Origin of the sequence: Pseudomonas sp. PS01270 (assembly GCF_029959775.1) — a bacterium.
GTDB lineage: Bacteria > Pseudomonadota > Gammaproteobacteria > Pseudomonadales > Pseudomonadaceae > Aquipseudomonas > Aquipseudomonas atacamensis.
Map to the genome: position 1 here is coordinate 1 of NZ_JASCPT010000224.1, position 4,101 is coordinate 4,101.

At 60.1% G+C, this 4,101-nt stretch carries 2 protein-coding genes; both read left to right on the top strand.

What is annotated here, in order from left to right:
* Positions 1 to 430: 430 nt before the first annotated feature.
* On the top strand, positions 431 to 2,482 hold the full coding sequence (locus tag QMX86_RS27545; RefSeq protein WP_110646249.1) for a bifunctional diguanylate cyclase/phosphodiesterase: 2,052 nt from the start codon (positions 431 to 433) through the stop codon (positions 2,480 to 2,482).
* Positions 2,483 to 2,628: 146 nt separating this feature from the next.
* Positions 2,629 to 3,981 carry an imelysin family protein gene (locus QMX86_RS27550; protein ID WP_016773429.1) on the top strand — a complete coding sequence of 451 codons (1,353 nt, stop codon included), beginning with the start codon at positions 2,629 to 2,631 and terminating at the stop codon, positions 3,979 to 3,981.
* Positions 3,982 to 4,101: the final 120 nt, after the last annotated feature.

Below are 4,101 nucleotides of genomic sequence, written 5' to 3' on the forward strand. Positions count from 1 at the left end.
GTGCGCCAGATGATGGCGCTGATGGGCTGAAACGCCTTTTTTCGTTTGCTGTGAGCACAAAAGCAAACGCCCCGAACAAGTCGGGGCGTTTGCTGGAACCGCCGTTAGTGCGTTTTCACACAGTCTGTTCGGTCGGGTTTTTTTATGCCCGGCGCATGGCGTTTCTCGCACGATAAAAGCAGCTTCGCGCCGTTTGCCGCCAGCCCCCAGCCGACTACCATCACAGGCAAGAAAAAATCTTTGACCCAGTGCTCAAGTTGAAGGCAACTGCAACCGACACAGTTAATTCAGAGCTATTACTCAAATGACGACATTGCGGCCAGGATCACGGCGACTTTTCCCGTGCCCGATTGTCCCTTTGACTGCCAACCCGGGATTGCCAATACTCATGGCAACTTGACGCTACCCGCACGGAACAAGGAATAACCCTTTGAAGCTGGAACTCAAGAACAGCTTGTCGGTGAAGTTGCTCCGGGTCGTGCTCCTGTCGGCATTGATCGTAGGCGTAGTCTTGAGCTGCGCGCAGATTGTCTTCGATGCCTACAAGACCCGTCAGGCGGTTGCCGGCGACGCCGAGCGCATCCTCGACATGTTCCGCGATCCATCGACCCAGGCCGTGTACAGCCTGGACCGGGAAATGGGCATGCAGGTGATCGAAGGGCTGTTCCAGGACGACGCCGTGCGTCAGGCCTCCATCGGCCACCCCAACGAAGCCATGCTGGCGCAGAAATCCCGCGAGCTGCAGCATTCCAACAGCCGATGGCTGACCGACCTGATTCTCGGCCAGGAACGCACCTTCACCACGCAATTGGTCGGCCGCGGTCCGTACAGCGAATACTACGGCGACCTGAGCATCACCCTCGACACCGCCACCTATGGCGAAGGGTTTATCGTCAGCTCGGTGATCATTTTCATTTCCGGGGTGTTGCGGGCACTGGCGTTGGGCCTGGTGCTGTATCTGGTCTATCACTGGCTGCTGACCAAACCGCTGTCGCGAATCATCGAGCACCTCACCGAGATCAACCCCGATCGTCCCAGCGAGCACAAGATTCCGCAGATCAAGGGCCACGAAAAAAACGAACTGGGCCTGTGGATCAACACCGCCAACCAGTTGCTCGAGTCCATCGAACGCAACACCCACCTGCGCCACGAAGCGGAAAACAGCCTGCTGCGCATGGCCCAGTACGACTTCCTCACCGGTCTGCCGAACCGCCAGCAATTGCAGCAGCAACTGGACAAGATTCTCGTCGATGCCGGCAAGCTGCAGCGCCGCGTCGCGGTGTTGTGCGTCGGCCTGGATGACTTCAAGGGCATCAACGAGCAATTCAGCTACCAGACCGGTGACCAATTGCTGCTGGCCCTGGCCGATCGTTTACGTGCCCACAGTGGTCGTCTTGGCGCGCTCGCTCGCCTCGGCGGCGATCAGTTCGCGCTGGTGCAGGCCGACATTGAACAGCCTTACGAAGCAGCAGAACTGGCGCAAAGCATTCTCGATGACCTCGAGGCGCCCTTCGCCCTCGACGATCATGAAATCCGCCTGCGCGCGACTATCGGCATCACCCTGTTTCCGGAGGACGGCGACAGCACCGAGAAGCTGTTGCAGAAAGCCGAACAGACCATGACCCTGGCCAAGACCCGCTCGCGCAATCGCTATCAGTTCTATATCGCCAGCGTCGACAGCGAGATGCGCCGTCGTCGCGAGCTGGAAAAAGACCTGCGCGATGCGCTGATCCGCGACCAGTTCTACCTCGTCTATCAGCCGCAGATCAGCTATCGCGATCACCGCGTGGTCGGCGTCGAAGCGCTGATTCGCTGGCAACATCCGGAACACGGTCTGGTGCCTCCGGACCTGTTCATCCCGCTGGCCGAACAGAACGGCACGATCATCGCCATCGGCGAGTGGGTGCTCGATCAGGCCTGCAAGCAATTGCGCGAGTGGCACGATCAGGGTTTCGTCGATCTGCGCATGGCGGTCAATCTGTCCACCGTGCAACTGCACCACGCCGAGCTGCCGCGGGTGGTCAACAACCTGTTGCAGATGTACCGCTTGCCGCCGCGCAGTCTGGAACTGGAAGTCACCGAAACCGGCCTGATGGAAGACATCACCACCGCCGCCCAGCATCTGCTCAGCCTGCGCCGCTCCGGTGCGCTGATCGCGATCGACGACTTCGGCACCGGCTACTCGTCCCTCAGTTATCTGAAAAGCCTGCCGCTGGACAAGATCAAGATCGACAAGAGCTTCGTTCAGGACCTGCTCGATGACGACGATGACGCGACCATCGTTCGCGCGATCATTCAACTGGGCAAGAGCCTGGGCATGCAGGTGATTGCCGAAGGCGTGGAAACCGCCGAGCAGGAAAGCTACATCATTTCCGAGGGTTGCCACGAAGGTCAGGGCTACCACTACAGCAAACCGCTGCCAGCGCGGGAGCTGGGTATTTACCTCAAGCAGGCGCAACGCAGCAACGCGGCGATTCTCTGAAAGCGAGAGATCGCGCCATCACACCTGCCTAAATAAGAAATATTTCCAAGCACGCCTTTACACATAATGCGAAAGATTTGCATTATGTCGCAGTTTTGCGCGCCACCGGCGCCAGTCCACTCAACTACCGAAGCAGGATGTTCGCCATGATTCGTATGCCTCTGGCTACCGCCAGTCTGCTGGCCATCGCTATTTCCCTCGCCGGTTGCGGCGAAGGCAAGGACAAAGAAAAAGCCTCCGAAATGACTCCGGCTTCCAGCAGTGCTGCTCCAGCCCCTGCCGCTGCACCTGCTCCTGCCGCCGGTAAAGTTGACGATGCCGCCGCCAAGGCTGTGGTCGCGCACTACGCCGACATGGTCTTCGCCGTTTACAGCGATGCCGAATCCACCGCGAAAACCCTGCAGAGCGCGGTCGACGCGTTCCTCGCCAAGCCGAACGCCGACACCCTCAAAGCCGCCAAGGCTGCCTGGGTCGCCGCACGCGTGCCGTACCTGCAGAGCGAAGTATTCCGCTTCGGCAACACCATCATTGACGATTGGGAAGGTCAGGTTAACGCCTGGCCGCTGGACGAAGGCCTGATCGACTACGTCGACAAATCCTACGAGCACGCACTGGGTAACCCGGGCGCCAGCGCCAACATCATTGCCAACACCGAAGTGCAGGTCGGCGAAGACAAAGTCGACGTGAAAGAAATCACCCCGGAAAAACTCGCCAGCCTCAACGAGCTGGGCGGTTCCGAGGCGAACGTTGCCACCGGCTACCACGCGATCGAATTCCTGCTCTGGGGCCAGGATCTGAACGGCACCGGCCCTGGCGCTGGCAACCGTCCGGCCTCGGACTATCTGGAAGGCGCCGGCGCCACCGGTGGTCATAACGAGCGTCGTCGTGCCTACCTGAAAGCCGTGACCCAACTGCTGGTGAGCGACCTGGAAGAAATGGTCGGCAACTGGAAGCCGAACGTGGCCGACAACTACCGCGCCACCCTGGAAGCCGAGCCAGGCGAAACCGGCCTGCGCAAAATGCTCTTCGGCATGGGCAGCCTGTCGCTGGGTGAACTGGCGGGCGAACGCATGAAGGTTTCCCTGGAAGCCAACTCCCCCGAAGACGAGCAGGATTGCTTCAGCGACAACACCCACTACTCGCACTTCTACGACGCCAAAGGCGTGCGTAACGTTTACCTGGGCGAGTACACCCGTGTTGACGGCACCAAGATGACCGGCGCCAGCCTGTCGTCGCTGGTGGCCAAGGCCGATCCGGCTGCCGACACCGCGCTGAAAGCCGATCTGGCCGCGACCGAAGCGAAGATCCAGGTCATGGTCGATCACGCCAACAAGGGTGAGCACTACGACCAGTTGATCGCTGCCGGCAACACCGCTGGCAACCAGGTGGTTCGCGACGCCATCGCCGCGCTGGTCAAGCAGACCGGCTCGATCGAAGCCGCTGCCGGCAAACTGGGCATCAGCGACCTGAACCCGGACAGCGCCGATCACGAATTCTGATCGCAGCGTCCGCTCAAAAAGAGGCGACCTTCGGGTCGCCTTTTTCATTATTGGCACACCACTATCCCTGTGGGAGCGAGCCTGCTCGCGAAGGCTTGATCCGGCGCAGCATTTTCAGCG